Genomic DNA, 24,552 nt, shown 5'->3' on the forward strand with positions numbered 1-24,552 from the left:
CGGCGGTCGAGGCCACCGCGCCGTCCCCGACGGGGCGAGCGCCGGTCACGGGCCCGCGCCGAGACACAGCGGGCCACCGCAGCGGCGGGTGGGTCATGTCGGGTCGCGGCGACGGCGCTGCCGGTGGCGGCCGATGCGGGGCCGGGCGCGGGCCTGGTGGCGAGGCGCGGCAGGCCGCTCCAGGGGGTCGGTCACGGCGGTGGCGCTGCTGGTCGCGGTGACGGTACGGCGGGGTCGCCTCGGCGGCCGGTGACGGCGACGGTGCTGCCGGTCGTGGCCGATGCGGGGCCGGGCGTGGGGCAGGGCGTGGGGCCGGGCCGAGACGCGGCAGGCCGCACCGGGGGCCGGTGACGGCGGTGCTGCGGGTCGTGGCCGACGTGGGGCCGGTGGCGGCCCGGGCCGAGGCGCGGGGGCCCGACTTGGCGGGCGGTCGTGGCCGGGGTGGGGGCGGAGGCGGGGCAGCGGGGCAGCCGCCTGAGCGGCCGCCCCTCCGGGGTTGTTCCGGCGGCCGTGCTCAGTCCGTCGGGCCGGTGACCAGCACCACTTCCAGGGTGCGTGGGCCGTGCACTCCCTCGACGCGGTCCAGTTCGATGTCGCTGGTCGCCGACGGGCCGGAGATCCAGGTGAGCGGCCGCGCCGGGTCGAGGCGGTCGAGCGCCTGGGGCACCGAGCCGACGACCTGGTCGGGGACGCGGACGACGCAGACATGGTGGTCGGGGACGAGCGTGATCCGGCGGCGGCCCTGCTCCGGGCCGCCGTCCAGCACGATCGTCCCGGTCTCGGCGACGGCCACCGCGCAGCCCGTGACCACGCTGTCGACGCGGTCCAGCTCGTGCGCGGTGCTCTCCGCCCGGTCCGGCACCCGCTCGGCCTCCGTCGCCGCGAGCCACCGCGGATCCAGGCCCGGCGGCACCAGCACCGTCCGGGAACCGTGCGCGGAGAGCAGCCGGCCGATCGTCGCCGCCAGTTCGTCCGCCGCGCAGCGGTGCACGACCGCCCGGTAGTCCGCCAGGTTCTCGGCCAGCAGCTCCACCGTCTGCCCGACGCTCCGGTCGCCGTGCTCGCGCAGGTAGTCCCGGGGGACGGCCTGCTCGTACGGCGTCTCGTCCTGCCCCGCGGCGGTGAGCGCGCGCCGCACCCGCCCCAGGACCCGTTCCCTGCTGCTCACTTCGCGTCCTTTCCGCCGTGCGTACGCTGCCACCAGTCGCGGAACGGTTCCGCCGGCACCGGCGGCAGATCCCGGGTGCCGCTCCACGCCCGGCCCGGACCGGGCAGCGTCCGCGGATGCAGGCGGCGGGTGCGCGAGGCCAGCCGCTGGCCGGTGCGCAGCGCGCCGGGGCGCGTGAACGCCCAGCGGGCCGCGCGCATGGCCGCACGCTCGGCCGCGTGCCCCTTCGCCGGCCGCAGCACCACCTTGTTGCCCTCACGCGTCACCGGCCCGCCCTCCACGACCCGCTCCCGCAGGTGCACCAGCACCTCCGGGATGTCGATCGCGACCGGGCACACCTCGTAGCAGGCGCCGCACAGCGACGACGCGTACGGCAGCGAGGCGTCGATCTCGCTGGCGGTGCCCCGCAGTTGCGGGCTGAGGATGGCGCCGATCGGGCCCGGGTAGACCGAGCCGTACGCGTGCCCGCCGGCCCGCTCGTAGACCGGGCAGACGTTCAGGCAGGCCGAGCAGCGGATGCAGCGCAGGGCCTGGCGGCCGACCTCGTCGGCGAGGGTGTCGGTGCGGCCGTTGTCGAGCAGCACCAGATGGAACACCCGCGGGCCGTCGGCCGTCTCGGAGTCCGTGGTGCCCGTCCAGGTCGACGTGTACGGGTTCATCCGCTCCGCGGTGGAGGACCGGGGCAGGGTCTGCAGGAACACCTCCAGGTCGCGCCAGGTCGGCACGATCTTCTCGATGCCCACGACCGAGATCAGCGTCTCGGGCAGGGTCAGGCACATGCGCCCGTTGCCCTCGGACTCCACGACCACCAGCGTGCCGGTCTCCGCCACCATGAAGTTGGCGCCGGAGATGCCGACCTTGGCGCGCAGGAACTTCTCCCGCAGGTGCAGCCGGGCGGCCTCGGCGAGTTCGGCGGGCGAGTCGGTCAGGCCCTCCGGCGCCGGGCGGCCCCACTCGCTCATCTCCGAGCGGAAGATGTCCCGGATCTCGCCGCGGTTGCGGTGGATGGCGGGCACCAGGATGTGCGAGGGCCGGTCCTTGCCCAACTGCACGATCAGCTCGGCGAGATCGGTCTCGTAGGCGCGGATGCCCTCGGCCTCCAGGGCCTCGTTGAGCCCGATCTCCTGTGTCGCCATCGACTTGACCTTGACGACCTCCGTCTCCCCGGTCTCCTTGACCAGGCCGGCGACGATGCGGTTGGCCTCGTCGGCGTCCGCGGCCCAGTGGACGATGCCGCCCGCCGCCGTGACGGCCTCCTCCAACTGCACCAGGTAGCGGTCCAGGTGACGCAGCGTGTGGTCCTTGATCCGCTTGCCGGCCTCCCGCAGCGCGGCCCAGTCCGACACCTCGGCGACGGCGTTCGCCCGCTTGGCGCGGATGGTGTGCGTGGCGTGCCGCAGATTGCCGCGCAGGGTCTGGTTGTGCACGGCCTCGTGGGCCGCCCGGGGAAACGCCGGCATCCCCACGAACGTTCCGCTCATGCCGCCGGCTCCTCTTCCGTGCTGGCCAGGATCTCCGCGATGTGCACCGGCCGCATGCCGGTGCTCAGCCGTGCCATGGTGCCGCCGATGTGCATCAGGCACGAGTTGTCGGCGGCGCACAGCACCTCCGCGCCGGTCGACTCGGCGTTGCGGACCTTGTCCAGGCCCATCGCGGCCGACACGTCCGAGTTCTTCAGCGCGAAGGTGCCGCCGAAGCCGCAGCACTCCTCGGCGCCCGGCAGCTCCACCAGCTCCAGGCCCCTGACCGCCTCCAGCAGCCGGCGCGGCCGGTCGCCGAGCCCCAGCCCGCGCAGCCCGTGACAGGTCGGGTGGTACGTCACCTTGTGCGGGTAGTACGCCCCGACGTCCGTCACCCCCAGCACGTCCACCAGGAACTCCGTCAGCTCGTACGTCTTGGGCACCACGGGCGCCAGCGTGGCCGCGAGACCGTCCCCGCGCCCCTCGGCCCGCGCCCGCTCACCCATGCGCGGATACAGCTCCCGAACCATCGCCCCGCACGAGCCCGACGGTGTGACGATCGCCTCGTACTCCCCGAAGACATCGGAGAAATGCCGGGCCATCGGCTCCGCCTCGTGCCGGTAGCCGGTGTTGTAGTGGGCCTGCCCGCAGCAGGTCTGGGCCATCGGGAAATCGACGTCGACACCCAGCCTGGTCAGCAGTTTCACCACCGCGCGGCCGGTGTCCGGATACAGCGTGTCGTTGACACAGGTCAGGAACAGAGCGACACGCATCGCGGCTCCTCGTGATCGAACATCGGATGAGGGCAGGGTAGCTGCGCAAAGCGCTCCCGGCGACACCGGGTCACTTCTCGGCCAGCCGGGCCTGCGCCTCCCGCCACCGCCGGGTGTCGCCGCGGGGTTCGTAGCGGGTGAGCGGCTGCGTCCGGGTGAGCAGGTGCCGCATCCCGGCGAGATCGCCGACCAGACCGTGGGCGCGGGCCTGGACGAGCACGTTGCCGAGCGCGGCCGCCTCCGTCGGGCCCGCCACCACCGGCAGTCCGCAGGCGTCGGCGGTCAGCTGGCACAGCAGGGAGTTGCGGGTGCCGCCGCCGACGACGTGCACCACGTCGACCGGGTGGCCGGCCAGGCGCTGCGCGTCCTCGACGGCCCGCCGGTGGGCCAGCGCGAGGGAGTCGAGGATGCAGCGCGTGATCTCGGCGGGCGACTCGGGCACCGGCTGCCCCGAGGCACGGCACGCCCCGGCGATCCGCTCCGGCATCCGGCCCGGCGCGAGGAACGCCGCGTCGCCCGCGTCCACCACCGACCGCAGCGCCGGCACCTCGGCCGCCTGCCGCAGCAGCTCGCCCAGGTCCGGGTCGCCCCAGGCCCGCACGCACTCCTGCAGCAGCCACAGCCCCATGATGTTGCGCAGGTAGCGGACCGTGCCGTCCAGCCCCAGCTCATTGGTGAAGTTGGCGGCCCGGCTCTCCTCGGTGAGCACGGGCGCGGCCAGTTCCAGCCCGGCCAGCGACCAGGTGCCGGTGCAGATGTAGGCGAACCGCTCGCCCCCGGTGGCCGGAACGGCCGCCACGGCGGAGGCCGTGTCGTGCGAACCGACCGTCGTCACCCGCACCGGGCCGGTCAGCCCGGTCTCCTCCAGCACCTCGGGACGCAAGCTGCCGGCCGGGTCGCCCGGCTGCCGCAGCGGAGCGAACAGACCGAGGTCGATGCCGAGCCGGCCGGCGACGTCGTGCGACCAGTCGCGGGTGCGCGGGTCGATGAGCTGGGTGGTGGAGGCGTTGGTCAGCTCGGTGCCCTGCTCGCCGGTGAGCCAGTAGGCCAGCAGGTCCGGGATGAGCAACAGCCGCTCAGCCTGCGCCAGTTGGTGCGTCTCACGGGCCGCGACCAACTGGTACAGGGTGTTGAACGGCGCGTACTGCAGCCCGGTCGCCGCGTACAGGCGGTTGGCCGGCAGGGTCGCCCACACCTTCTCCGCGACGCCCTCCGTGCGGCTGTCCCGGTAGTGCACGGGATTGCCGAGCAGCGCCCCGTCCGCGTCCAGCAGCCCGTAGTCCACCGCCCAGCTGTCGATGCCGACGGAGTCCACCGGGCCCGCCAGACGCAGCCCGTGCAGCACGCCCGCGTACAGGCCGAGGACGTCCCAGCGCAGCCCCTCGGGCACGCGGACGGGCCGGTTGGGGAAGCGGTGCGCCTCGGCCAGTTCCAGACTCTCGGGGCCGACGCGGCCGACCATGACGCGTCCGCTGGACGCGCCGAGGTCGACCGCGGCGTACGACTTCACGGACGCGCTCACCGCAGGAAGGCGGCCGCGACGCCGGCGTCGACCGGGACGTGCAGTCCCGTGGTGTGGGTCAGGTCGCCGCCGGTCAGCGCGAAGACGGCGTTCGCGACGTGCTCGGGCAGCACCTCCCGCTTCAGCAGGGTGCGCTGGGCGTAGAACTCGCCGAGCTTCTCCTCCGGTACGCCGTACACCGCCGCCCGCTGCGCGCCCCAGCCGCCCGCGAAGATGCCGGAGCCGCGCACGACCCCGTCCGGGTTGACGCCGTTGACACGGATGCCGTGCTCGCCCAGCTCGGCCGCCAGCAGCCGCACCTGGTGGGCCTGGTCGGCCTTGGTGGCGGAATAGGCGATGTTGTTGGGGCCGGCGAAGACGGCGTTCTTGGAGGCGATGTAGACGATGTCGCCGCCCAGACCCTGCTGGATCATCACCCGGGCCGCCTCGCGGGAGACCAGGAAGGACCCGCGGGCCATGATGTCGTGCTGCAGGTCCCAGTCCTTCGCCGACGTCTCCAGCAGCGGCTTGGAGATGGAGATGCCCGCGTTGTTGACCACCAGGTCGACACCGCCGAAGGCCAGCACCGCCGCCTTGAACGCCGCGGCGATCTGCTCCTCGTCCGTCACGTCGACGGTCACGGCGACCGCCTTGTCCGGGCCGCCCAGGCCCTCGGCCACCTCGGCCGCGTTGTCCCCGTTGAGGTCGGCGACGACGACGCACGCGCCCTCGGCCGCCAGCCGCTCCGCGATCGCCTTGCCGATGCCGCTGCCCGCGCCCGTCACCAGCGCCACCCGGGTCGCCAGCGGCTTGGGCTTCGGCATCCGCTGGAGCTTGGCCTCCTCAAGGGCCCAGTACTCGATGCGGAACTTCTCCGACTCCTCGATCGGGGCGTACGTCGACACCGCCTCCGCCCCGCGCATCACGTTGATCGCGTTGACGTAGAACTCGCCGGCCACCCGCGCGGTCTGCTTGTCCTTGCCGAAGGAGAACATGCCGACGCCCGGCACCAGCACGATCGCCGGGTCGGCGCCGCGCATCGCGGGGGAGTCGGGCAGGGCGTGCCGCCGGTAGTAGGCGGCGTACTCCTCGCGGTACTCCGTGTGCAGCTCCTTCAGACGGGCGATCGCCTCGTCGAGCGGAGCGGTGGGCGGCAGGTCGAGGACGAGCGGCCTGACCTTGGTGCGCAGGAAGTGGTCCGGGCAGGAGGTGCCCAGCGCGGCCAGCCGCGGGTGCTCGGCGCGGGAGACGAAGTCGAGGACGACGTCGGAGTCGGTGAAGTGCCCGACCTGCGGGCGGTCCTGGGAGGCGACGGCCCGCACGTACGGCGCCAGGGCCGCCGCCCGCTCCCGGCGCTCGGCCTCGGGCAGCGCCCCGTAGCCCTCGATCACCAGGCCGAACGGCTCCGGCTTCCCGCGCTCGGCGAGGAACGCCTCCGCCGTGCGGATGATGTGCAGCGAGTTGCGCTCGCACTCCTCGGAGGTGTCGCCCCAGGCGGTGATGCCGTGACCGCCCAGCACGCAGCCGATCGCCTGCGGGTTGGCCGCCTTCACCGCCGCGATGTCGAGACCGAGCTGGAAACCGGGCCGCCGCCACGGCACCCACACCACCGTGTCGCCGAAACACTCGGCGGTCAGCTTCTCGCCGTCGGCGGCGCAGGCGAGCGCGATCCCGGAGTCGGGGTGCAGGTGGTCGACGTGCGCCGCGTCCACCAGACCGTGCATCGCGGTGTCGATGGAGGGGGCCGCGCCGCCCTTGCCGTGCAGGCAGTAGTCGAAGGCGGCGACCATCTCGTCCTCGCGCTCGACGCCCGGGTAGACGTCCTGCAGCGCCCGCAGCCGGTCCAGGCGCAGCACGGCCAGGCCGGCCTCGGTCAGCGTGCCGAGGTCACCGCCCGAGCCCTTGACCCACATCAGTTCGACGTCGCCGCCGGTGACGGGGTCGGTCTCGGTGCCCTTCGCGGAGGCGTTGCCCCCGGCGTAGTTGGTGTTGCGCGGATCCGCGCCGAGCCGGTGGGAACGCGCCAGCAGGGCGGCGGCTTCGGGGTGGGGTGCCATGGTCGGTCTCTTCCTTGCGTCGTCGGGGCGGTGCGGGTGTGCGGGAGGCGGGGGCCGGGGGCCGGGGGTCAGGCGCCCCAGCCGGCCTGGGAGCCGCCGACCCGCTCGGCGGCGATGCGCTCCTGCCGGCCGGACCGGCGGTAGGCGGCGATCGGGTCGGCGTCGAGGCCCGCCTCTTCGCGGAGTTCGGCGAGCAGTGGGCGTACGTCGGTGTTGTAGGCGTCCATGAGGACGGCGTTGGCGCCGAGGACGTCGCCCTCGTGCTGCGCGGCGGCCAGCGCCTCCCGGTCGACGAGCAGGGCCTTGGCGGTGGCTTCCTGGACGTTCATCACGGACCGGATGATCGCGGGGATCTTGGCCTCGATGTTGTGGCACTGGTCGAGCATGAAGGCGATGTCGGGGGTGTAGCCGCCGCCGCGGACGACCTCGTACATGATGCGGAACAGTTGGAAGGGGTCGGCGGCGCCGGCCATGAGGTCGTCGTCGGCGTAGAAGCGGGAGTTGAAGTCGAATCCGCCGAGTTTTCCTTCCCTGAGCAGGGTGGCGACGATGAATTCGATGTTGGTGCCGGGGGCGTGGTGGCCGGTGTCGACGACGACCTGGGCCTTGTCGCCGAGTTTGAGGCAGTGGGCGTAGGCGGTGCCCCAGTCGGGGACGTCGGTGGTGTAGAAGGCGGGCTCGAAGAATTTGTACTCCAGCAGCATGCGCTGGTCCTCGCCGAGGCGGTCGTAGACCTGGGCGAGTCCTTCGGCGAGGCGGTCCTGGCGGGTGCGGATGTCGTCCTGGCCGGGGTAGTTGGTGCCGTCGGCGAACCAGAGTTTGAGGTCGCGGGAGCCGGTGGCGTCCATGATGTCGACGCATTCCAGGAGGTGGTCGAGTGCCTTGCGGCGGATCGCGGGGTCGGCGTGGCAGATGCTGCCGAGCTTGTAGTCGTCGTCCTGGAAGGTGTTGGAGTTGATCGCGCCGAGCACGACTCCGTGGTCACGGGCGAACGCGGCGAGCTTGGCGTAGTCGTCGACCTTGTCCCACGGGATGTGCAGGGAGACGGTGGGAGCCACGCCGGTGAACTCGTGCACCTTCGCCGCGTCCTGCAGCTTCTCCCAGGGGTCGCGGGGGACGCCCGGCTGGGCGAACACCTTGAAACGCGTGCCGGAGTTGCCGTAGGCCCACGACGGCGTCTCGATCCGCTGGGCCGCGAGGGCCGCCTTCACCGTGGACAGGTCTGGCATGACCACCTCTGAATATCGCAGGCCACGACGCTGCCGTGGAGGTGGGGCGCCGGTGCCGGACTGAACAGCCTGAACTGTTTGAATCGTTTCAGGGAAACTAGCCGCAGGGTGCGGACGCCGTCAAGATGTTCGGGCCCTCGTGCTGCCCGGTGCGGGGGGAGATGCATTTCCGCCTTGCCGGCTCTTGACGGCGGGAGCGGCGGGCGTGAGGATGTCGTGAAACGTTTCATCAGCGTGGCTCGGATGGCTACACGTGTCACCGGCCCGTCGCGGGCGGCCGACGGCTTGTGGGACCACGGACGCTCAGGACAGGACGGCTGACCTGAGCACTTCCTCGCACCACCGGCGGAACGAGGTGGGAGCGGGCGGTGCTGTGCGGTGCTCCTCGTCGTAGGCCCCGTTGTTCTGGGCCACCGCCATGTCCACGAGGCCCTGGGCCGACGCCTCGGACGCGCCGTGCCGGATCATCGCCTCCCGGTAGTCGCCCAGCGTGGCCTGCCGGTAGCGGACCGGCCGCCCCAGCACCTCGGACATGACCTGGGCCGCCGCGGCAATCGCCGCAGTACTGAGGAGCCTCCTCGATGTCGTCCTCGGTGATGAGGGCGAGCGGGCTCCGGGCGGTCTTGTCCGCCTTCCCGCCGTCGAGCGGGGCGACGGCCTTGCGGACGGCCGTCTCCCCGATCAGCCTCGGGGTCGGCCATGGTGGCGGAGACAGGCCGCCGGGGCCGATCTCGACCTGGTACTTCAGGTGGGCATGCCTGAGCTGGTGAGAGGAGCCACCGGGACCGCAGGTGGTGTGCCCTCACCGGTCTCGCTGTGTGCGGGTCGTTGTTGCAGGGCGGTGTGCAGCGCGGCGTGCAGCAGGAGACGCGCGGGCAGTCCCAGCCCGCTCGCGTCGACGGCCATACCGAGGAGAGGCCCGGCGAGCGGGGTCAGGGTGCGGGCAAGCGACTGCACCTGCGGGACCAGCGAGATCCGGGGCAGTCTGATGACGATGGTCAGGGGCACGGCAGTGTCCTTTGGCCGATCAAGCCGCGGAGGTGGCTTGTTTTGCCGGTTTTCCTCAGGACAGTCCGCTTCCGAGGCGCGTGAATGGCTTGGCACCTTCATCCACGCCAACAGAGGGTGAACGGAAGTGTGGTCCGCTCGGACGGGAATCACCCATTCCTCAGCCGCTCGGCCTGCTGGCTGACGGCGGAGAGGCCGGTGCCGCGTGCGAGTACGCGGTGGCGGCGCGTGGGGGCGTGGTCGGGGTGAGCAGACGGGGGGCGGTAGCGGCGGTGACGGTGGCTGTGGTGGCGCTGGCGGCGATGGTGGTCCAGGCAACGGGGCCGAGGGGCGTGCAGCCGAAGAAGTGACTCAGACCCGGGGTCTGCACGACGGTGAGGAGGGCCGCTGCGGAGAGGGCGGCGGTGGCCAGGACGAGGGGGCTGCGCCAGTCGGTGATGAGGGTCTGGCCGAGCTGGGCGGTGACCAGGGCTGCCAGTCCCATGGTGTCGGCGCGGCGGGCACGGCCGGTGAGGCGGCCGGTCTGCCACGCGAGAATCGCGGCCAGGGTGGTGGCGGTGCCGCGGATGGCCAGCAGTCGCGCCAGGGCGGGCCCCATGAGGGTGGGAGCGGGCTGGTCCATCGCGGTGGTGCCGGCGGCCGTGGTGCGGTGGGCGAGGGCGACGGCCAGGGCGGGGAGCATGTCGGTGAGGAGGTTGACCAGAAGGAGCTGGCGGGTGCGGAGGGGGGCCCGGCCGGCGAGTGCGGTGCCGAGGATGGTGAAGGCGACCTCGCCGGCGTTGCCGCCGACGAGGATGGCGACGGCGTCGCGGACGCTGGCCCACAGGGCACGTCCCTCGTGCAGGGCGTCCAGGATGCGGGTGAGGTCGGGGTCGCTCAGGACGAGGTCGGCGGCGGCGCGTGCGGCGGTGGATCCGTGGACCCCGACGCCGATACCGATGTCGGCGAGACGGATGGCGGCTGCGTCGTTGACGCCGTCGCCGACCATGGCGACGACGTGCCCTGCCTCACGCAGGGCCTGAACGATCCGGACCTTGTGCTCAGGTGATACGCGGGCGAAGAGACTGGCCCGGTCGATGGCCGGGATGCGGTCGGTGGCCGACAGGGAATCGATCACGGAGCCGGTGACGACGGTCTCCGTGTGCGGGATGCCGAGGTCGCGCGCGATGGCGGCGGCGGTGGCCGGATGGTCGCCGGTGATCATGACGATCCGTACACCCGCGTCGGTGAGGCGTTTGACGGCGTCGGAGGCTGTGGGGCGGGGAGCGTCGGCGATGGCCAGGAAACCCAGCAGCGTCAGATCGTGGACCAGGTCGGTCACCGTGTCGGCCGGCACGGCGGTACCGGTCGCCCGTTCCGCCGATTGTTCCCGGTCGTCGATGCCCGGCGCGTCCGCGGGTGGAGCGGCCTGGGCGACGGCCAGGACGCGCAGGCCCTGGTCGGCGAGCTGCCGCAGCATGCGGTGGGCGGCTTCCAGCCGCTGATCGTCGAGCGGGGCCAGGCCGCTGTCACTCCCGACCTGGCCGTTGCGATGGTCAGCGGGGCCGGCCGGAACGAGGGTGGTGGTGCAGCGCTCGAGGATGATCTCGGGCGCTCCTTTGACCGCGAGCAGGGGATGGCCGTGGTCGGTACCCGCGGAGGCCGAGTAGCCGCGGCTGGCCTCGAAAGGCAGTTCCGCCTGCCGTGCCCAGCCCGGGTCGTCGATGTCGTATCTGTGGACGGCTTCGAGTACGGCGCGGTCGGTGGCGTGGGCCGTGGGTGCGCCGGGGGCGGGGCAGGCGCGGGCGGCGGTGCGCAGCAGAAGACGTGCCTCTTCCGACTCGGGGGGAAGGATCTTCTCGGTGGAGGCCAGACGGGTCAGGGCCAGACGGCCTTCGGTGAGGGTGCCGGTTTTGTCGAAGCAGATGACATCGACGCGTCCGAGGGCTTCCAGCGCGCGGGCGGAGCGGGGCAGGATGCCGTGGCGGGACAGCCGATGTGCGGCCGCCGACTGGGCGACGGTCGCTACCAGCGGCAGGCCTTCGGGGACGGCGGCCACCGCGACCGCGACGCCGGAGGCCAGTGCCTGGCGCAGCGGCAGGCCGCGCAGCAGCCCCAGGGCGGTGACCGCTGCCCCGCCGATGCCGACCACGGGCAGCGCCGTCCGGGTCAGCGCCGCGAGGTGTCCTTCGATGCCGGGCGCGGTGGTGGCCTGCCCGGCCAGCTCTGCGGCGCGGCCTGCCTCGGTCTGCCCGCCGGTCGCGACGACCACGGCCACGCCGGTGCCCGCCAGCACGGTGCAGCCCTGGTAGAGCATGCAGGACCGCTCGGCCAGGTCCGCCCCGGGAGTGGCCGCCGGATACTTCGCCACCGGGGTGGGTTCACCGGTCAGCGCCGCCTCGTCGATCTCGAGTCGGTCGCCTGACAGCAGCCGGGCATCGGCCGGCACCACCTCCGACGACCGTAGGACGATCACGTCGCCCACCTGAAGGTCGCTCGCGTCGACGGTGTCGAAGTCTTTCTTCTCCAGCGACCCGATGAAACCCGGGCCTGAGTCGTCCGGCAGGTGGCGCAGGCGGCGGGCGGTGATGCTCTCCTTCGCCAGCAGAGTCCGCAAAGCCTGCTCGGCCCGCATGCGCTGGGCGCCGCTGATGACGGCGTTGCCGGCCATCACCCCGCCCACCAACAGTGAGTCGACGCTGGAACCGACCGCTGCGGACGCCGCGGCACCAAGAGCCAGCACCGGGGTCAGCGGGTCACGCAGTTCCTCGCGCACCGAGCTCAGCAGCTCACCGGCATGCTGGACCTGCGTGGCGAGGCCCAGGGAAGTGACGGCTGTGGTGACGGCCCCGGCCAGCCGGTGCACCGTCCGGTCGAATGGTGCCCGGGCAGCCGCATCGGGCGTGGGCTGCTCCGTTGTGGCGTAGCGGCGCACCGGGCGCAGGGCACGAAGGACGTCGTCCGCGTCCATGGCGTGCCAGGCGCCGCGGACATGGCCGACGGGCAGGGGCCGGCGGGCAAGGCCTCGTGCCGCGCGGACGCCGCCGATCTGGGCCAGGAACGCGGCGCCGTGGACGGGAGTGGTGGTCAGGCCCCACATGCGGTGCCGGGTACCGGCAGCCGCGATCAACGCTCCGAGCGCGGACCCGCCGATCGACAGGCGGGCCGAGGCCGCACTGACCTGGTGTGCGTCGTCCAGGGCCGACAGTACGCGCCAGACGTGTTCCAGCCCTGGCCCGCACACGAGGTCCGCCGACCACGGCGCTGCGGGAGCCGGTCTCCCGAACCCGTCCGGCAGGGGGAGGGCCACTCCCACGTCCGCGGCCGCGAGTGCTTCGCCGTCGCAGCAGGTGATCAGTGCGACCACGTGGCCTTCTCGCTGCAGGGTGCGTACCCGCTCGGCCGGCGTCGAGGTCGGCGGCACAGCGTGATCGGCCCACCGCAGCAGCTCGGCGACGCCGGCGTGCTGGGTCATCTCCAGACGGCGGCCGCCGCAGCGAGCCGCGGCGACCACCGCATCGGCCAAGGGGTCGAGATCGCATCCCACCACGACCCGTCCCAGCAGCCGGCCACCGGTGTCGTGCACCTCCAGGTGGAGACCGGGACCGGTGTCAGGCCGCCGGCCCACGCCGTCCGGCCGGCGCCGCAGCCGCCAGCGACCCGCCGCCCACGGACCCGGACCGGCCATGTCCTTCGGCGTCCGTCCGGACAGGACCTTCTGCGCGGCCTGCCACAACGCTGCCTCGTCCTGCCCCCCGCTCGGTGCCGCCGACATCAGCTGCACCCGCGGAACGCACAGGGCCGGGGAATCGATGACGACGGCGGACACCCGGTCGAGCAGGCGCAGTGCCGCCGGATTCATCACCACCACGCCCGCCCGCGCCAGGTCACGGCCCAGCACCGTGCAGAACGCCTCACGCCCCGACCCGGCGGCCTTGGGCACCGTCGCCAGCATCGCTTGACCCGCCTGTTCCGCATCCCTGGTCCAGGCGGCCACCCCGGCAGCTCCCAGCAGGGAGGTGAGCGACGTCCGCTCCGCGCACTTCTCCACCGGACCCGCCGGCACCGCGACCGGTCGCGGCGGCGGCGTCGTGGCCTGCCGGGGTAGACCGGCGCCGTCAGCCACCAGCTCGCCCTCCCGGCGCTCCCACACCGCCCGCCGACTGCGCGCCTCACCGAGCCTCAACCACTGCTGGACGGCGTCCAGCAGCAGCGGCGTCATCCCCCCGGTGGCCGAATACACCAGCGCTCCGGCCATGGTCAAGAACGCGTCCGCATGGGCACGGCCGACCTGCCGCTCCAGCCACCGGCGTACCCGCGGCTGAGTGTCGGCCACGACCAACGGCACCCGGACCGCGCGCGGTAACCGGGTGACCGAGGCCGTCCAGCCGGCCACCGCGCCGACCAGCCCCACGCAGTCGGAGACCAGGGCGACGCCGGCGAGCACCTCCGGGACATCGTCGAACGCCGCACCCGGCTGACCGTGCCCGAACGGCTGCTCCGCGACATCATGCGCCCGCTCCGCCGCGGCCACCACTTCCAGCACTGCCTCGAGATCGCAGCCATCCTCCGCCGCGTCGACCACCACATGGCCCAGCGCCGCGTTCACCCGCGCCCAGCGCACCCCCGCCAGCCCGGCCAGCGCGGACTCCAGCCCTGCGGCCAGCCGCTCCTGCCGCCTTCCCGCTCCGGCGAGGCACCGCACCTCGATGTGCGCCCTGCCGAACCGCGACCACACGCGCCTGCGGCGCCTGGCCGGACCGGCATCCCGCACCACCTCGGCAGCCCTGACCACCTCGCGTGAGACGGCATCGCCCACCCGCGCAGCCCTCTGCCGCCCACGCTCCAGCGCCCGCAGCGCCTCAACCGGCGTCCTCACCGCACGTGAGGCAATCACCCCGGCGGACGCGGCCACCGCAGACGGCGCCTGCGCCGCAAGCCGGTGGCCCTGCGACATCACCACACCACCTGGCAGCACCGGCGTGACTCCCTCACTCAAGGCCCATGGCGTCCGCGGTGCTCAGCCACCGACCGCACATCCGCAGGCGAACAGATTCTGAAATCTATACGAACCGGACATAACGTAGGGAAATCGGCAAGAGCAATGGAGTGATCACATGGCCAAGAAGAAAGCCCAGACCACCACAACGAGCCCCGACGCCACGGACATCACCGACCAGCACCCGGAGCGCGGCCACGACGGGCATACCGTCACCATCCCGCTCGACGATGTCGCGGACGCCGCACGGAAGGTCATCACCCTTCCCGTCACCACCGCACAGCGCGTCCTGCCCGCCAAGGGCGGACTTCCCCTCTACGCCGGGCTCGGCGCCCTCGCCCTGGCAGGCGCCCTGGAATGGCCCGTCGCCGCCGGAATCGGCATCGGCTACGCCGTCCTGCGCCGCGGAGGAGCGCTCCCGCCCCCGCCGCAGGCACCCCGGACGCCCGCCCGGACAGTCGCCGTCGACCGGCCCGCAGCATCGAAACCGGAAGCCGACGGCAGCTCCTGAGGGCACACACCGACGCCCAGGGAACAGTGCAAAGGCTTGCCGCAACGCCCCTTCCTGGAGCGCGACGCCGCGGGAGAGCCTGTCCTCGGTGTCGACAGTTCCTTGCCGGGGTCCATCCGGGAGGTGGCGGTCTTCGGCGAGAGTCCGCGGACTTTCGCCTCCTTCGCGACGGCCTGCTGCAGGCGAGGCCGAACGCGGCGCCGCGGCCTTTCGGCAGCGCGAGAACGCCGATGGCCGCCGCGGCCCGGGCTCCGCGGAGACGTACGGGGTGACTCATGGTGGACCGCCGCCCGGGAAGCGCGGCCTGGGGAGCGGGATCGCCGGGCCCACCGCGCCGGGGGAGCGGCGTGGCGCGTTCCGGCGGAACGCCTCGCGGCGATCGTCGTGCGCGGCCAGGCGCTCGGCCAGGAACGCCTGTGCCGCACCCCGGCCCAAGCGCGGGGTGGACGGCCTCACCGATCAGCACCATCCGGCCGTTGTGCCACGGCGCGGGCGCGATCAGTCACTCCTCGGGCCGGAACACGATCTGGAACGGGGCGTCGATGTACTTGTCCCGGATCCGGCCAGGTCGGAAGTGATGGGGACCACGCCTGCCGACCCCTCCGGGCCCTGTTCACCTGAGATTCCGGCGGACGGCCGCCGGCCCACCGTCTCCGGCCGTCGGCCCACCACCTCCGGCCGTCGGCCCCCGCTCTCCCGCAGCGGAGCGGCTACGCGCCCCACCCCGCCTGCGCCCCGCCGACCCGCTCCTCGACGATCTTCTCGGCCCAGCCGGACCGGCGGTACGCGGCCATCGGATCGGCGTCCAGGCCCATCTCTTCGCGGAGTTCGGCGAGCAGTGGGCGTACGTCGGTGTTGTAGGCGTCCATGAGGACGGCGTTGGCGCCGAGGACGTCGCCTTCGCGCTGCGCGGCGGCCAGCGCCTCCCGGTCGACGAGCAGGGCCTTGGCGGTGGCTTCCTGGACGTTCATCACGGACCGGATGATCGCGGGGATCTTGGCCTCGATGTTGTGGCACTGGTCGAGCATGAAGGCGATGTCGGGGGTGTAGCCGCCGCCGCGGACGACCTCGTACATGATGCGGAACAGTTGGAAGGGGTCGGCGGCGCCGGCCATGAGGTCGTCGTCGGCGTAGAAGCGGGAGTTGAAGTCGAATCCGCCGAGTTTTCCTTCCCTGAGCAGGGTGGCGACGATGAATTCGATGTTGGTGCCGGGGGCGTGGTGGCCGGTGTCGACGACGACCTGGGCCTTGTCGCCGAGTTTGAGGCAGTGGGCGTAGGCGGTGCCCCAGTCGGGGACGTCGGTGGTGTAGAAGGCGGGCTCGAAGAATTTGTACTCCAGCAGCATGCGCTGGTCCTCGCCGAGGCGGTCGTAGACCTGGGCGAGTCCTTCGGCGAGGCGGTCCTGGCGGGTGCGGATGTCGTCCTGGCCGGGGTAGTTGGTGCCGTCGGCGAACCAGAGTTTGAGGTCGCGGGAGCCGGTGGCGTCCATGATGTCGACGCATTCCAGGAGGTGGTCGAGTGCCTTGCGGCGGATCGCGGGGTCGGCGTGGCAGATGCTGCCGAGCTTGTAGTCGTCGTCCTGGAAGGTGTTGGAGTTGATCGCGCCGAGCTTCAGGCCGCGCTCCTCGGCGTGCTTGGCCAGCGCGGCGTAGTCGTCGACCTTGTCCCACGGGATGTGCAGCGCGACGGTCGGCGCGACGCCCGTGACGGCGTGCACCTGGGCGGCGTCGTCCAGCTTCTCCTGCGGAGTGCGGGGAACGCCCTGCTGCGCGAACACCTTGAACCGGGTCCCCGAGTTCCCGTACGCCCACGACGGCGTCTCGACTGCCTGGGTTTTGAGCGCGGCCTTCACCGCGGCGAGCTCGGTCACTTCAGGGCTCCTGTGACGTCTGGCCGAAACGGCTTCCGTATGAATCGATTCAGTAGCCGAAGCTAGGAGTCGCCCGTGGGTGTGTCAAGCGTTCCGGCAAAGGCTCTCGTCCGTAGCCTGACCGTGACCTCTGGCTCTCGAAGGCATCTCGAAAACTTTTCGCGGCGGACCCATTGACGTGACATGGCCCGCATGCCTAACGTCCCGGCAACCCAGTTGAAACCTTTCACGACGCCGTGAAGCTCTCGTCGGCGTCGTCGAGGAGCCCCTCATGACCCACCCGTCCGACACGGGTCCGGCCCCTGTGCTGGCGCTCGAGGACGTCTCGAAGTCCTTCGGCGCGGTACGTGCCCTGCGGGACGTCTCCCTGGAGCTGTTCCCCGGTGAAGTGCACGCCCTCGCGGGCGAGAACGGCGCGGGCAAGTCGACCCTCATCAAGACGCTCGCCGGGGTGCACCGGCCGGACGCCGGCCGGGTGCTGCTCGACGGTGAGCCCGTCGTCTTCAACGGTCCCGGCGACGCCCGCGACGCCGGCATCGCCGTGATCTACCAGGAGCCCACGCTCTTCCCCGACCTGTCGATCGCCGAGAACATCTTCATGGGCCGCCAGCCCCGGCGCGCGCTCGGCCGCATCGACCACAAGGCCACGCACAACGCGACCCTGGCCCTGATGCAGCGTCTCGGCGTCGAACTCGACCCCGACCGCCCCGCCCGCGGCCTGTCGATCGCCGACCAGCAGATCGTCGAGATCGCCAAGGCCCTCTCCTTCGACGCCCGCGTCCTGATCATGGACGAGCCGACCGCCGCCCTCACCGGCAGCGAGGTGGCCCGCCTGTTCGGCGTCGTGCGCACCCTGCGCGAGCAGGGCGCCGCCGTCCTGTTCATCTCGCACCGGCTGGAGGAGATCTTCGAGATCTGCCAGCGGGTGACCACCCTGCGCGACGGCGCCTGGATCGCCAGCGAGCCCGTGGCCGGCATGACCGAGGACGACCTCGTCCGCCGCATGGTGGGCCGGGACCTCGACGAGCTCTACCCCAAGCAGGACATCGAGCCCGGCGCGGTCGCCCTGAGCGTCCGCCGGCTGACCCGCGAGGGCGTGTTCACCGACGTCTCCTTCGAGGTGCGGCGCGGTGAGATCGTCGGTCTCGCGGGACTCGTCGGCGCCGGCCGCACCGAGGTGGCACGAGCCGTCTTCGGAGTCGACCGCTGGGACGCCGGCGATGTCGAGGTGGACGGCAGGGCGCTGACCAACGGCGCCCCGTCCACCGCGATGGCGGCCGGGCTCGCCCTGGTGCCCGAGGACCGGCGCGCGCAGGGCCTGGTGATGGACATGTCCATCGAGCGCAACATCGGCCTCACTGGACTGCGCACCACCGTCCGGGCGGGCCTGGTGGACCGCCGCGCCGAGCGCAGCCGCTCCCTGGACTGGGCTGTCAGGCTCCAGGTCAAGTACGCCCGGATCGCCGACGCCGTCTCCACCCTGTCGGGCGGCAACCAGCAGAAGGTCGTCCTCGCCAAGTGGCTCGCCACCGGCCCCAAGGTGCTGATCGTCGACGAGCCGACCCGCGGCATCGACGTCGGCACCAAGGCAGAGGTGCACCGGCTGCTGTCGCAGCTGGCCGCCGACGGTGTCGCCGTACTGATGATCTCCTCCGACCTGCCCGAGATCCTCGGCATGGCCGACCGCGTGCTGGTGATGCACGAGGGCCGGCTGACCGCAGAGATCCCGCGCGCCGAAGCCACCGAGGAAACCGTGATGGCCGCAGCCACCGGGAGGGCAGCCGCGTGACGGTCGTCACTCCCAACGAAGCCCCCGTCGCCGACGTGCCCAGGTCCAGCGGCACCCGGCTGGTCGACCGCGTGTTCAAGATGCGCGAACTGGCCATCCTGGTCGTCTTCCTGGCGATGATCGCCGTCACCCAGACGGGCAACAGCGAGTTCCTGTCCGAGCAGGGCATCAAGGACCTCCTGCTGAACGCGACCATCCTGGTCCTCGTCGCCACCGGCCAGTCCCTGGTCGTCATCACCCGCAACGTCGACCTGTCGGTCGGCTCCACCCTCGGCGTCACCGCCTTCGCCGCCGGCGACTACCTGCACGGCGGCGGCAACCCCGTGGTGGCGGTCGTGCTGGCCGCGCTGCTCGGCGTCGCCTGCGGACTGCTCAACGGCCTGCTCGTCAGCCTCGGCCAGGTGCCCGCGCTCGTCGTCACCCTCGGCACGCTCTACATCATCCGCGGCGTCGACTCCATCTGGGTCGGCTCCCGCCAGATCACCGCGGCCGACCTGCCCGGCTCCTTCGTGGACTTCGGCTCCGGCGGCATCTCCGCGGTGCCCTGGCTGGCCATGATCGCGCTGGCGGTGCTGGTGGCCACGGCGTACTACCTCAAGCACTTCGGCAGCGGCCGCGAGCTGTACGCGCTCGGCTCCAACCCGGAGGCCGCCCGCCTGGCCGGCATCCCCGTCCGCAAGCGGATCCTGGCCGCCTACACCTTCTGCGGCGGCCTCGCCGGCCTCGCCGGCGCCATGTACCTGGCCCGCTTCGGCAACGTCGACTCCGGGACCGGCAGCGGCTACGAACTCACCGTCGTCAGCGCGGTGGTGGTCGGCGGCGTCGTCTTCACCGGCGGCTCCGGCAGCGTCTACGGCGCGGCGCTCGGCGCCCTGCTGCTGACCTCGATCAACAGCGTGCTGCCCGCCCTCGGCGTCAGCTCCGTCTGGGTGCTCGCCATCAACGGCATCCTGCTCATCCTCGCCATCGCGGTCGACCGGATCGTCGCGCTGCGCGTGGCCACCGCCCTGAAGAAGAGGAACGCCCGCCATGCCTGACTCCCTGACGCGCGCGGTCCGCTGGGACACGGTCGTCGGCGCGCTCCTGATCGTCCTGCTGCTGCTGTCCTTCGGCTTCGTCGACGGCTTCGGCAACGCCCTCAACCTGTCCTTCCTGATCGGCAACACCCTGCCGATCGCGCTGATCGCGCTGCCGATGACGCTGCTCGTCGTCGCCGGCGAGATCGACCTGTCCGTCGCCTCCACGGCCGGCCTGTCGGGCGCGGTGATGGGCAAGCTGTGGAACGAGGGCATGTCCATCGAGACGATCATCCCGCTGTGCCTGCTGCTCGGCGTGGTGTGCGGTCTGGTCAACGGCCTGCTGGTGACCCGCCTGGGCCTGCCCTCGCTCGCCGTCACCATCGGCACGCTCGCCGCCTACCGGGGCATCGCGCAGATCATCCTCGGCTCGAACGCGGTGACCGACTTCCCCACCCAGTACCTCGACTTCGCGGCCGGACGCATCGGCGACACCTTCGTCCCGCAGGCGCTCCTGCCCTTCCTGGTGCTGCTGGTGATCGCCGTGATCGCCCTGCACGCCACGCCGTTCGGCCGGTCGCTGTTCGCCATCGGCGCCAGCGAGGAGGCCGCGCGCTTCGCCGGCATCCGCGTCCGGCGGCAGAAGCTGATCCTGTTCACGGTGACCGGCCTGATGGCCTCCCTCACCGGCATCTTCTGGGCGCTGCACTACGCCAGCGCCCGCTACGACAACGCCACCGGGCTCGAACTGTCCGTCGTCGCCGCCGTCCTGCTCGGCGGGATCGACTTCGACGGCGGCAAGGGAACGCTCGGCGGCGCCATCGCGGGAGTCTTCCTGCTCGGCTCACTGCAGAACGTGATGAGCCTGTCCAACGTCTCCGCCCAGTCGCAGACCGTCGTCACCGGCGTGCTGCTCGTCGTCTCGGTGCTCGGTCCCCGGGTCGCGCGCCAGATCTCCGTCGCGAGGGCGGGCCGCAGAGCCGCCGCCTCGACCACGACGTCGTAACCCCCGCTCACCCTCGTAAAGGAACCTCATCCATGCGCAAGTCGTCGATCCGCCGTACCTGTGCGGCCCTCGCCGCCGTCACCTCCCTCGCCCTGGCCGCCACCGCCTGCGGCGGCACCACCAAGAACGACGTCAAGGACGACACCGGTTCCGCCGCCAGCGCCGGCAAGGCGAACCCGAACGCCGCCCTCAAGAAGGGCCTGACCGTCGGCTTCCTGCCCAAGCAGGTCAACAACCCGTACTTCACCTCCGCCGACAAGGGCGGCGAGAAGGCACTGACGGAACTGGGCGAGAAGTACAAGGAGGTCGGCCCGGCCAGCGCCACCGACACCAGCGGCCAGGTCAGCTACGTCAACACGCTCACCCAGCAGCAGGTGAACGCGATGGCCGTCTCCGCGCAGGACCCGGGCGCCCTGTGCACCGCCCTGAAGCAGGCCATGAGCAACGGCATCAAGGTCGTCACCTACGACTCCGACACCAAGCCCGACTGCCGCAACGCCTTCGTGTCGCAGGCGTCCGCCGAGGACCTGGGCCGTACCGAGGTGCAGCTGCTCGCCGAGCAGATCGGCTACAAGGGCGAGATAGCGATCCTCTCCGCCGCGCAGACGGCGACGAACCAGAACACCTGGATCGGCTACATGAAGGACGAGCTGAAGGACCCCAAGTACAAGAACATCAAGCTCGTCAAGATCGCCTACGGCAACGACGACGCCCAGCAGTCCTTCCAGCAGACCCAGGGCCTGCTCCAGCAGTACCCGAACCTGAAGGGGATCATCTCCCCGACCACCGTCGGCATCAAGGCCGCCGCCCAGTACCTGTCCGGCTCCAAGTACAAGGGCAAGGTCAAGCTGACCGGCCTCGGCACCCCCAACGACATGCGCAAGTACGTCAAGAACGGCACCGTCGACGCCTTCGAGCTGTGGGACCCGGCGAAGCTCGGCGACCTCGCCGCCCGCACCGCGGTCGCGCTGGTCTCCGGCCAGATCACCGGCAAGGAGGGTGAGACGTTCAAGGCCGGCTCCACCGAGTACACCATCGGCAAGGACGGCGTGATCAACCTCGGCAAGCCGACCGTGTTCGACGCCAAGAACATCGACCAGTTCGACTTCTGACATTACAAGGGGTGTTGATGCAGCGCGTGTGCTTCCTGCTGAAGGTCCGGGCGGACCGCCTCGACGAGTACCGCGAGCGGCACGCCGCCGTGTGGCCGGAGATGCTCGACGCTCTCAGCCGGACCGGCTGGCACAACTACTCGCTCTTCCTGCGTGAGGACGGCCTGCTCGTCGGCTACCTGGAGACCGAGGACTTCGCCGCCGCCCAGGCCGGCATGGAGGCCACCGACGTCAACGCCCGCTGGCAGGCGGAGATGGCGCCGTTCTTCGAATCGCTGGACGGCGCCAGGCCCGACGAGGCGATGAAACCCCTCACCGAGGTCTTCCACCTCGCCTGATCCGAAAGTCCCGCTCGAAAGTTCTCCTCGTAACTCCCGTTCCCAAGTCGAAAGTCCCGCTCGGAAATCCCGCTCGGAAATCCCGCTCGAAAGTCCTGCTCCGAAGTCCTGACCCCCCTCTCAGGAGCCGCAGTCATGAGAAGACGTACCGTGCTCGCGTCCGCCGTCCTGGCCGCGATGACCGCACCGGGCATCGCACGGGCCGCATCCCCGGGCCCCTCGGTGACCAAGAAGGGCACCACCCTGCTCGACGCCACGGCCGTCTACTTCGTCTCCTACGACGGGCTGGTCAACAACAACTCGTTCCAGAAGAACGGCCTGTTGACCTACCAGGGCCACCAGTACGCCGCCTGGTACACCGCCGGCCGCGACGCCGTCGTCGCGCGCCGCGCGGTGGGCGGCACGACCTGGTCGACCGTCACGCTGCCGCACCGGCTCAAGAGCGACGACTCCCACAACGTCATCTCCATGGGCGTCTCCCGGGCCGACGGCCGGCTGCACCTGAACATGGACTCGCACAGCGACGGCTTCTTCTACGTGAAGTCGGCGGCCGGCCTGCTCGACAGTCCCGCGACCACCGCCTGGACCGTGTCCGCCTTCGGCGCCGTGCAGACCACGCTGGACGGTCTGGCGCTCACCTCCCAGTTCACCTACCCGCAGTTCATCGCCACGCCCGAGGGCCGGCTGCAGCTCAGCTACCGCGCGGGCGTCTCCGGCAACGGCCGCAACGCCCTCGCCGAGTACGACGGTTCACGCTGGACCGCGCTGGGGGAGTGGAGCGCCTCCACCGGCACCTACACCAGCGCGCACGGCTCCAGCACCGCCCGCAACATGTACCTGCACGGCATCGACTACGACACGGCCGGCCGCCTGCACGCCTTCTTCACCTGGCGCGAGCAGAACGCCGCCGTGATGTGCAGCGGCGGCGGCATCACCAACCACGACACCGGCTACGTGTACTCCACCGACCGCGGCCGCACCTGGCGCAACGACGCCGGGGCGCTCGTCGCCACCACCGGCACCTCCGACACCGTCTCCGTCACCGACGGCGGACTGGTCGTCGACGCCCTCAACCCCGACCACTCCCTGATGAACCAGGAGAGCCAGACGACCGACTCCGCCGGGCTCCCGCACGCGATCATCAGCTACGTCCCCGGCCGCTTCGGCCAGTGCACCACCTACTACGTCGCCGACCGCACCGCCCACGGCCGCGCGTTCCACCTCCGCAAGAACGCCGCCGGCGGCTGGCAGAAGACCGAGATCCCGGTCCCGCTGAACTCCAGCCAGCGCACCAAGCTGGTCCTGGACAGGTACGACAACGCCTACGCGGTCCTCCCCCACGGCCGGATCGCGGGCGCGTCGAAGTCCTCCGGGTACACCGACTGGGCGCTGCTGTACGACGGCGCCGGGCTGAACGCCTTCGGCGAGGTCGTCGTCGACGAGACGCGGGTGAGGCAGGACGACGTCCTGTCGTTCATGTACCAGGAGAAGTCGAGCGGCAGCACGCCCTCGGCGCTCCACGTCGTCGACTTCGCCCTGCCCGCGTGACCGGGGCCGACGTGCGCGGCGTTGACGGTAGTGTGAGGGCCTTCCCGCCCTCCCACGCTTCTGAGGAGGTCCCTGCCTGATGGCCCAGTCGGTGGGTATCAAGGACGTCGCCCGCGCCGCCGGAGTCTCCGTCGGCACGGTCTCGAACGTCATCAACCGTCCGGACACGGTCGCCGCCGAGACCCGGGCGCGCGTCCTGTCCGCGATAGACCGGCTCGGCTACGTCCGCAGCGAGTCCGCACGGCAGCTGCGCGCGGGCCGCAGCCGGATCATGGGACTGCTCGTCCTGGACATGGGCAACCCGTTCTTCGTCGACGTGGCGCGCGGAGCCGAGCGCGCCGCCCGCGAGGCCGGGCTCGGCGTCATGGTCTGCAACAGCGCCCAGAGCCCCAGCGAGGAGGCGGAGTACCTCTCCCTCTTCGCCGAACAGCGGGTGCGCGGCGTGCTGCTGACGCCCGCCGACGCCACCGGCCGGAACATCGAGACCTTCCGGCGGCACAACATCCCCTTCGTGCTCGTCGACCGGGTCGCCGAGGGCGCCACCGAGTGCTCGGTCAGCGTCGACGACGTGGCCGGCGGCGCGCTGGCCGTACGCCATCTCATCGATGCCGGGCACCGCTCCATCGCGTACGTCAGCGGCCCGCCCGGCCTCAACCAGGTGCGCGACCGCCGCACCGGCGCCCTGGGCGCCCTGGCCGAGGCCGGCCTCGGCCCCGAGTGCCTGCGCGAACTGCCCACCGAACGCCTCGACGTCGCCGCCGGCCGCGACGCCGGCGCCCGCCTGCTCGGCCTCGCCGACCGCCCGACCGCCGTGTTCTGCGCCAACGACCTGCTCGCCCTCGGCGTCCTGCAGGCCATGTACGCGGCCGGCGTGACCGTCCCCGACGACCTCGCCATCGTCGGCTACGACGACATCGAGTTCGCCGCCGCCGCGGCCGTCCCGCTCACCTCCGTGCGGCAGCCCGCCGTGACCATGGGCGCCATGGCCGCGGAACTGCTGCTGGAGGAGACCGAGGCGGACGGCAAACGGCACGAGCACCGGCGCGTCGTGCTCCAGCCGGAGCTGGTCGTCAGGCGCTCCAGCCTGTCCGCCCGCTGAACGGGTGCTCGCCACGATGTCATGATCCCGGGTGGCGGTGGCCGGACGGGCGTGTGCTGGACTGGGACACGGCCCGCCATCCGTCCGT

The 24,552-nt window shown here is 71.9% G+C and carries 18 protein-coding genes; 8 read left to right on the forward strand and 10 right to left on the reverse strand.

Going from position 1 to position 24,552, the window contains the following annotated elements; genetic code table 11:
* Positions 1 to 514: 514 nt before the first annotated feature.
* From ACH4ZX_RS02350 to ACH4ZX_RS02390, 9 genes are all read right to left on the reverse strand, one after another.
* Positions 515 to 1,168 carry a lactate utilization protein C gene (locus ACH4ZX_RS02350; protein ID WP_398266141.1) on the reverse strand — a complete coding sequence of 218 codons (654 nt, stop codon included), beginning with the start codon at positions 1,166 to 1,168 and terminating at the stop codon, positions 515 to 517.
* Positions 1,165 to 2,649: a LutB/LldF family L-lactate oxidation iron-sulfur protein gene (locus tag ACH4ZX_RS02355; protein ID WP_398266144.1), complete on the reverse strand. Its 1,485-nt coding sequence runs from the start codon at positions 2,647 to 2,649 to the stop codon at positions 1,165 to 1,167. The genes ACH4ZX_RS02350 and ACH4ZX_RS02355 overlap by 4 nt, the downstream gene beginning before the upstream one ends.
* Positions 2,646 to 3,401: a (Fe-S)-binding protein gene (locus ACH4ZX_RS02360; protein ID WP_398266147.1), complete on the reverse strand. Its 756-nt coding sequence runs from the start codon at positions 3,399 to 3,401 to the stop codon at positions 2,646 to 2,648. Before ACH4ZX_RS02360 ends, ACH4ZX_RS02355 begins: the two co-directional genes overlap by 4 nt.
* Before the next feature lie 70 nt (positions 3,402 to 3,471).
* A complete protein-coding gene (locus ACH4ZX_RS02365; protein ID WP_398266150.1) occupies positions 3,472 to 4,923 on the reverse strand; it encodes a rhamnulokinase family protein in 1,452 nt (483 codons plus the stop codon).
* The gene (locus tag ACH4ZX_RS02370; RefSeq protein ID WP_398266153.1) at positions 4,920 to 6,959 is read right to left on the reverse strand and encodes a bifunctional aldolase/short-chain dehydrogenase; all 2,040 of its coding nucleotides are present in this window, start codon (positions 6,957 to 6,959) and stop codon (positions 4,920 to 4,922) included. The genes ACH4ZX_RS02365 and ACH4ZX_RS02370 overlap by 4 nt, the downstream gene beginning before the upstream one ends.
* A gap of 68 nt (positions 6,960 to 7,027) precedes the next feature.
* Positions 7,028 to 8,188 carry an L-rhamnose isomerase gene (gene rhaI / locus ACH4ZX_RS02375; RefSeq protein WP_398266156.1) on the reverse strand — a complete coding sequence of 387 codons (1,161 nt, stop codon included), beginning with the start codon at positions 8,186 to 8,188 and terminating at the stop codon, positions 7,028 to 7,030.
* 303 nt (positions 8,189 to 8,491) lie between these two features.
* Positions 8,492 to 8,722, reverse strand: coding sequence for a hypothetical protein (locus tag ACH4ZX_RS02380; protein ID WP_398266159.1), 231 nt, complete (start codon positions 8,720 to 8,722; stop codon positions 8,492 to 8,494).
* Between the two features lie 210 nt (positions 8,723 to 8,932).
* Positions 8,933 to 9,196: a hypothetical protein gene (locus ACH4ZX_RS02385; RefSeq protein WP_398266162.1), complete on the reverse strand. Its 264-nt coding sequence runs from the start codon at positions 9,194 to 9,196 to the stop codon at positions 8,933 to 8,935.
* 160 nt (positions 9,197 to 9,356) lie between these two features.
* Complete coding sequence (locus ACH4ZX_RS02390; RefSeq protein WP_398266165.1) at positions 9,357 to 14,054, reverse strand: HAD-IC family P-type ATPase; 4,698 nt, start codon at positions 14,052 to 14,054, stop codon at positions 9,357 to 9,359.
* Positions 14,055 to 14,292: 238 nt separating this feature from the next.
* On the opposite strand from ACH4ZX_RS02390, the gene ACH4ZX_RS02395 reads away from it, so the two are divergent.
* Positions 14,293 to 14,685, forward strand: a complete 393-nt coding sequence (locus ACH4ZX_RS02395; RefSeq protein WP_398266168.1) for a hypothetical protein — start codon at positions 14,293 to 14,295, stop codon at positions 14,683 to 14,685.
* Between the two features lie 710 nt (positions 14,686 to 15,395).
* Here the strand turns inward: ACH4ZX_RS02395 and rhaI (ACH4ZX_RS02400) are convergent.
* Positions 15,396 to 16,556: an L-rhamnose isomerase gene (rhaI, locus tag ACH4ZX_RS02400; protein ID WP_398266171.1), complete on the reverse strand. Its 1,161-nt coding sequence runs from the start codon at positions 16,554 to 16,556 to the stop codon at positions 15,396 to 15,398.
* Positions 16,557 to 16,827: 271 nt separating this feature from the next.
* Between rhaI (ACH4ZX_RS02400) and ACH4ZX_RS02405 the strand changes: the two genes are divergently transcribed.
* The 7 genes from ACH4ZX_RS02405 to ACH4ZX_RS02435 all read left to right on the forward strand — a co-directional run bounded on the left by ACH4ZX_RS02405 (position 16,828) and on the right by ACH4ZX_RS02435 (position 24,464).
* Positions 16,828 to 18,345 carry a sugar ABC transporter ATP-binding protein gene (locus ACH4ZX_RS02405; protein ID WP_398266174.1) on the forward strand — a complete coding sequence of 506 codons (1,518 nt, stop codon included), beginning with the start codon at positions 16,828 to 16,830 and terminating at the stop codon, positions 18,343 to 18,345.
* On the forward strand, positions 18,342 to 19,382 hold the full coding sequence (locus tag ACH4ZX_RS02410; protein WP_398266177.1) for an ABC transporter permease: 1,041 nt from the start codon (positions 18,342 to 18,344) through the stop codon (positions 19,380 to 19,382). Before ACH4ZX_RS02405 ends, ACH4ZX_RS02410 begins: the two co-directional genes overlap by 4 nt.
* Complete coding sequence (locus ACH4ZX_RS02415) at positions 19,375 to 20,367, forward strand: ABC transporter permease (protein WP_360759215.1); 993 nt, start codon at positions 19,375 to 19,377, stop codon at positions 20,365 to 20,367. Before ACH4ZX_RS02410 ends, ACH4ZX_RS02415 begins: the two co-directional genes overlap by 8 nt.
* Before the next feature lie 32 nt (positions 20,368 to 20,399).
* Positions 20,400 to 21,479, forward strand: a complete 1,080-nt coding sequence (rhaS, locus tag ACH4ZX_RS02420; protein ID WP_398266181.1) for a rhamnose ABC transporter substrate-binding protein — start codon at positions 20,400 to 20,402, stop codon at positions 21,477 to 21,479.
* A gap of 17 nt (positions 21,480 to 21,496) precedes the next feature.
* Entirely contained in the window at positions 21,497 to 21,817 is a 321-nt protein-coding gene (locus ACH4ZX_RS02425; protein ID WP_360759219.1) for an L-rhamnose mutarotase, read from the forward strand.
* 135 nt (positions 21,818 to 21,952) lie between these two features.
* Positions 21,953 to 23,365, forward strand: coding sequence for a BNR repeat-containing protein (locus ACH4ZX_RS02430; protein WP_398266185.1), 1,413 nt, complete (start codon positions 21,953 to 21,955; stop codon positions 23,363 to 23,365).
* Positions 23,366 to 23,444: 79 nt separating this feature from the next.
* Positions 23,445 to 24,464, forward strand: a complete 1,020-nt coding sequence (locus ACH4ZX_RS02435; RefSeq protein ID WP_398266188.1) for a LacI family DNA-binding transcriptional regulator — start codon at positions 23,445 to 23,447, stop codon at positions 24,462 to 24,464.
* The last annotated feature ends 88 nt before the right edge of the window (positions 24,465 to 24,552 follow it).

The sequence above is a fragment of the Streptomyces sp. NPDC020490 genome, assembly GCF_044335305.1.
Classification (GTDB): Bacteria; Actinomycetota; Actinomycetes; order Streptomycetales; family Streptomycetaceae; genus Streptomyces.

Bases quoted from the DNA above. Each gene is read 5' to 3' on its own strand.
- ACH4ZX_RS02355 (WP_398266144.1), bottom strand. From the start codon at position 2,649: ATGAGCGGAACGTTCGTGGGGATGCCGGCGTTTCCCCGGGCGGCCCAC.
- ACH4ZX_RS02360 (WP_398266147.1), bottom strand. From the start codon at position 3,401: ATGCGTGTCGCTCTGTTCCTGACCTGTGTCAACGACACGCTGTATCCG.
- ACH4ZX_RS02370 (WP_398266153.1), bottom strand. From the start codon at position 6,959: ATGGCACCCCACCCCGAAGCCGCCGCCCTGCTGGCGCGTTCCCACCGG.
- rhaI (WP_398266156.1), bottom strand. From the start codon at position 8,188: ATGCCAGACCTGTCCACGGTGAAGGCGGCCCTCGCGGCCCAGCGGATC.
- ACH4ZX_RS02380 (WP_398266159.1), bottom strand. From the start codon at position 8,722: ATGTCCGAGGTGCTGGGGCGGCCGGTCCGCTACCGGCAGGCCACGCTG.
- ACH4ZX_RS02395 (WP_398266168.1), top strand. From the start codon at position 14,293: ATGGCCAAGAAGAAAGCCCAGACCACCACAACGAGCCCCGACGCCACG.
- ACH4ZX_RS02405 (WP_398266174.1), top strand. From the start codon at position 16,828: ATGACCCACCCGTCCGACACGGGTCCGGCCCCTGTGCTGGCGCTCGAG.
- ACH4ZX_RS02415 (WP_360759215.1), top strand. From the start codon at position 19,375: ATGCCTGACTCCCTGACGCGCGCGGTCCGCTGGGACACGGTCGTCGGC.
- rhaS (WP_398266181.1), top strand. From the start codon at position 20,400: ATGCGCAAGTCGTCGATCCGCCGTACCTGTGCGGCCCTCGCCGCCGTC.
- ACH4ZX_RS02425 (WP_360759219.1), top strand. From the start codon at position 21,497: ATGCAGCGCGTGTGCTTCCTGCTGAAGGTCCGGGCGGACCGCCTCGAC.
- ACH4ZX_RS02430 (WP_398266185.1), top strand. From the start codon at position 21,953: ATGAGAAGACGTACCGTGCTCGCGTCCGCCGTCCTGGCCGCGATGACC.
- ACH4ZX_RS02435 (WP_398266188.1), top strand. From the start codon at position 23,445: ATGGCCCAGTCGGTGGGTATCAAGGACGTCGCCCGCGCCGCCGGAGTC.